Here is a 4536-nt window from a genome sequence, read left to right on the forward strand (position 1 = left end):
CCCCCCCCCCCCCCCCCCCCCCCCCCCCCCCCCCCCCCCACCCCCCCCCCCCCCCCCCCCCCCCCCCTTCGGCTGGCCGCGGGGGCGGGCCGCCCCCCCCCCCCCCCCCCCCCCCACTACAGGCTCGCGGCTATCAGCTGCCGGACAGCATCCGGCGGATCTTGCGGCCCAGGCGGGTCAGGAACGAATCGCTGTCGTTGCCAGCACGCATCGGCTTGGCCTGTACCTGCACCGGGCCGTTGTTGCTGGCCACTGCCGGTGCTGCACCTTCGGCACCCTCGACCGGGCGACCGTGACGACGGCGACGGCGCTTGCGCGGCGCGCGCTCGCCTTCCACTGCCGGGCTGTTGGCGGCATTCGGCGCACCTTCTGCGGCCGGACGCGGCGGCTTGGGCGTGGCTTCGGCATTGGCCGGGGCGCCTTCGACGCGCGGCTTGCGCGGCGGACGCGGCTTGCCGTCGGCGCTGCGCTCGCCACGGCGTTCACCGGGCTTGCTGCCAGTGCGACCACCGCCACGACGGGCTTCGTCAGCGGCCTTCTGCTCGCGGGCTTCGCGGAAGATGGCACCAACGCTTTCACCTTCTTCGCCTTCAGGCAGCGGCGCACGTTCGGGACGCGGCAGCGCGGTCATCAGTTCGGTGGTGACGGCTTCGACCGGGATCTTCTGCTCGATGTAGGCCTCGATGTCCGGCAGGCTCATCGCATAGCGCTCGCAGGCAAAGCTGATCGCATCACCCTCTTCGCCCAGACGCGCGGTACGGCCGATACGGTGCACGTAATCTTCGGCGTCGAACGGCAGGTCGTAGTTGTAGACGTACTTGATGCCGTCGATATGCAGGCCGCGTGCGGCCACATCGGTGGCCACCAGGATTTCCAGCTGGCCCTTCTGGAAGCGGTTGAGCAGGCTCTCACGCTTCTTCTGCGGCACGTCGCCGGACAGCACGCCAACACGGTAACCGGCCTTTTCCAGCGCGCGTGCAACGCGCTCGACGAACACCTTGGTGTTGACGAACACCATGGTGCGCGCGCCTTCGCTGCGCGACAGCAGGCCGATCAGCAGCGGCAGCTTTTCTTCGTCGGCCGGGAAGTAGATGCGCTGGCGGACGCGGTCGGCGGTGATGCTTTCGGTCTCCACCACCAGCTTCTGCGGCTCGTTCATGTGCTCGTAGGCCAGCTCCAGCACGCGATGGCTGAGGGTGGCACTGAACAGCAGGGTCTGGCGCGTGGTGCGCTCGGGCATGCGCCGCAGCAGGAAGCGGATGTCCTTGATGAAGCCCAGGTCGAACATGCGGTCGGCTTCGTCCAGCACGCAGATCTCGCAGGCGTGCAGCGAAACCACCTTGTGCTGCTTGACGTAGTCGATCAGGCGGCCGGGGGTGGCGATGATCACGTCCACGCCCTGCTGCAGCAGCTCGCGCTGCTTGTCGTAATCCACGCCACCGTAGACCAACGCGAAGCGCAGGCCGGTGTCGGCGGCGAACTTCATCGCGTCCTTGTGGATCTGGATGGCCAGCTCGCGGGTCGGCGCCAGGATCAGCGCGCGCGGATCTTCCGGCTTGCGGTCAGCCAGCGCCGGACGGGTCAGCAGGCGGTTGGCCACGGCGACCAGGAAGGCCAGCGTCTTGCCGGTGCCGGTCTGGGCCTGGCCGGCGACGTCGCCGCCCGGCAGAGCCACCGGCAGGGTCAGTGCCTGAATGGGGGTGCAGCGGGTAAAACCCGCGCCTTCGAGGCCCGCCAGCAACGCCGGCTGCAGGTCGAAGGAGGAAAATGTCACGTCGGTTAGCGGTTTGTCGCTCATTGGTTTCGTCTTTGTAGTGCCAGCCGGTCAGTGTGGCCGGGCAGCTTGCATCGATTCGGGCACCGTCGCACACTGCGGCCCCTGCGCCGGGTCGCGCGACACCTGGGCCCTGCCCACTGTCCGCGCAATGCCCCAGTTTACCGCAATGCGACCGCCAACCCGGCATGGGCAGTCGCATTGCACCAGGAGACTCCAAGTGAGCGATAAGGTTTTACACGTCGGCGACGCCGACTTCGACAGCGCCGTCCTGCAATCGAGCGAACCGGTCCTGGTGGATTTCTGGGCTGAATGGTGCGGCCCGTGCAAGATGATTTCCCCGGTTCTGGACGAATTGGCTGATGCCTACGACGGCAAGCTGAAGATCGCCAAGGTCAATGTGGACGAGAACCGCGCCACCGCGATCAAGTACCACGTGCGCTCGATCCCGATGCTGCTGCTGTTCAAGGATGGCCAGATCCAGGCCACCCAGATCGGCGCAGTCGGCAAGGGCCAGCTGAGCCAGATGATCGACAAGGCGCTGGTCTGATCCAGCACGGTCCGGCGGCCCCGTGCCGCCGGACACCGGGCCAGCCTGACCGCGGCCCAACAGGGTTTTGCAGGCGCTTGCGCCGCCACGTTTGGCGGTGTTAGTGTCGCTACATCCGGCAGCATTCGCGTGCCGCACCCTCTGGACGGGTTCTCGTCCGGACCATCCCAACCAATTCGCAGCCCCGCAGGGCGCTCGCACATCCAAGCGAGAGGAATCAAGCACTTGTCCGAGAACACTCCTTCCGAAACCGGGAGCACCGACGCTCCTGTCGAGAAGCGCGTGCGCAAGCCGCGTGTTGCCAAAGCAGTTGAAAGCGCCGACAGCGGTGCCTCTGCTCCCGCCCAGCCGGCCCTGCCGTTGCCAGCTGCTCCGGCCGCTCCGGCGCCGGTGGCTGCCGCACCCGCACCCGCACCTGCCCCGGTTGCTCCGCCCCCCGCGCCCGCCGCGACGGCGTCCAGCAATGAAGGCCAGGCCCCGGCCGCAAGCTCTGGCGGCGACAACGCCGCACAGGGTGGCCAGGACGGCGGCGAAGGCAACAACCAGCAGCGTTACGGCCAGAACAATCAGCAGGGCCAGGGCCAAGGTCAGGGCAACCGCCGCGACCGCTTCCGCAACCGTCGCGACCGTGACCGCAACCGTCCGCGTGACGACAACGGCATGGGCAACGAAGGCGGCAATGACAATTTCGTCCCGCGCTCGATGCCGAGCGTGCCGGAAGGCTTCCCGGTGTATTCGCTCAGCGACCTGAAGCGGATGCCGGCGCAGAAGCTGCTGGAAATCGCCGAACAGCTGCAGATTTCCGAAGGCGTGGCACGTGCCCGCAAGCAGGACGTGATCTTCGCCCTGCTCAAGGTGCTGACCCGTCATGGCGACGGCGTTGCTGCCGACGGCGTGCTGGAAATCCTGCCGGACGGCTTCGGCTTCCTGCGTGCGGCCGAAGCCAGCTACCTGGCCGGCCCGGATGACACCTACATCTCGCCCAGCCAGATCCGCCGCTTCAACCTGCGCACCGGTGACCACCTGTCCGGCCGCATCCGTTTTCCGAAGGACGGCGAGCGCTACTTCGCGCTGTCGATCGTGGACACCATCAACGGTGAGCCGATCGAAGCCTCGAAGAACAAGGTGCTGTTCGAAAACCTGACCCCGCTGTTCCCGCGCAAGCGCTTCACGCTTGAGCGCGGCAACGGCTCCTCGGAAGACATCACCGGTCGCATCCTCGACCTGATGGCACCGCAGGGCAAGGGCCAGCGCGCATTGATCGTCTCGCCGCCGAAAGCCGGTAAGACGATGATGATGCAGCAGATCGCCACGGCCATCACCACCAACCACCCGGAAGTGCACATGATCGTGCTGCTGGTGGATGAGCGCCCGGAAGAAGTGACCGAAATGCAGCGCACCGTGCGCGGCGAAGTGGTCTCCTCGACCTTCGACGAGCCGGCCGCGCGCCACGTGCAGGTTGCCGAAATGGTGATCGAGCGCGCCAAGCGCCTGGTCGAGCACAAGAAGGACGTGGTGATCCTGCTCGACTCGATCACCCGTCTGGCCCGCGCCTACAACAACGTCGTGCCCAGCTCTGGCAAGGTGCTGACCGGTGGTGTGGACGCCAACGCCCTGCACCGCCCGAAGCGTTTCTTCGGTGCCGCACGCAACGTTGAAGAAGGCGGCTCGCTGACCATCATCGCTACCGCGCTGGTTGAAACCGGCTCGAAGATGGACGAAGTGATCTACGAAGAATTCAAGGGCACCGGCAACAGCGAAGTGCATTTGAACCGTCGCATCACCGAGAAGCGCGTGTACCCGGCCATCGACATCAACCGTTCCGGCACCCGCCGCGAAGACCTGTTGATCGAACCGGAGCTGCTGCAGAAGATCTGGATCCTGCGCAAGCTGCTGCACCCGATGGACGAAATCGCCGCGATGGAGTTCCTGCTCGACAAGATGAAGAACACCAAGTCCAACGACGAGTTCTTCGGCTCGATGAAGCGCTGATTCCGGTTGGAGTCGGCTGCAGACAAAAACCCCGCGAAAGCGGGGTTTTTGTTGTGTTTTGATTGGGACGACGAAGCCAGCTTCGGGGTGTCAGCCCTACCTGTAGAGCCCCGCGCCGAGCGGGGGGGGGGGGTGGGGGGGGGGGCCCCCCGCCCAGGGGGGGGGCAAAACCCGAGGGGGGGGGGTGGCCGGGGGGGGGGGGCGCCGGGGGGGCCGGTGT

Annotated in this window: 3 protein-coding genes; 2 read left to right on the top strand and 1 reads right to left on the bottom strand. The window is 66.8% G+C overall.

Annotation, left to right across the window (positions count from 1 at the left end; genetic code table 11):
• Nucleotides 1-133 precede the first annotated feature (133 nt).
• On the bottom strand, nt 134-1798 hold the full coding sequence (rhlB, locus tag ACVOLZ_RS22150) for an ATP-dependent RNA helicase RhlB (RefSeq protein WP_481518016.1): 1665 nt from the start codon (nt 1796-1798) through the stop codon (nt 134-136).
• Nucleotides 1799-1994: 196 nt separating this feature from the next.
• Between rhlB and trxA the strand changes: the two genes are divergently transcribed.
• Both trxA and rho read left to right on the top strand, forming a co-directional pair.
• Nucleotides 1995-2324, top strand: coding sequence for a thioredoxin TrxA (gene trxA / locus ACVOLZ_RS22155; protein ID WP_057628040.1), 330 nt, complete (start codon nt 1995-1997; stop codon nt 2322-2324).
• 225 nt (nt 2325-2549) lie between these two features.
• Nucleotides 2550-4316 carry a transcription termination factor Rho gene (gene rho, locus ACVOLZ_RS22160; RefSeq protein ID WP_481518017.1) on the top strand — a complete coding sequence of 589 codons (1767 nt, stop codon included), beginning with the start codon at nt 2550-2552 and terminating at the stop codon, nt 4314-4316.
• The last annotated feature ends 220 nt before the right edge of the window (nt 4317-4536 follow it).

It is taken from the genome of Stenotrophomonas sp. STEN020 (genome assembly GCF_056760195.1).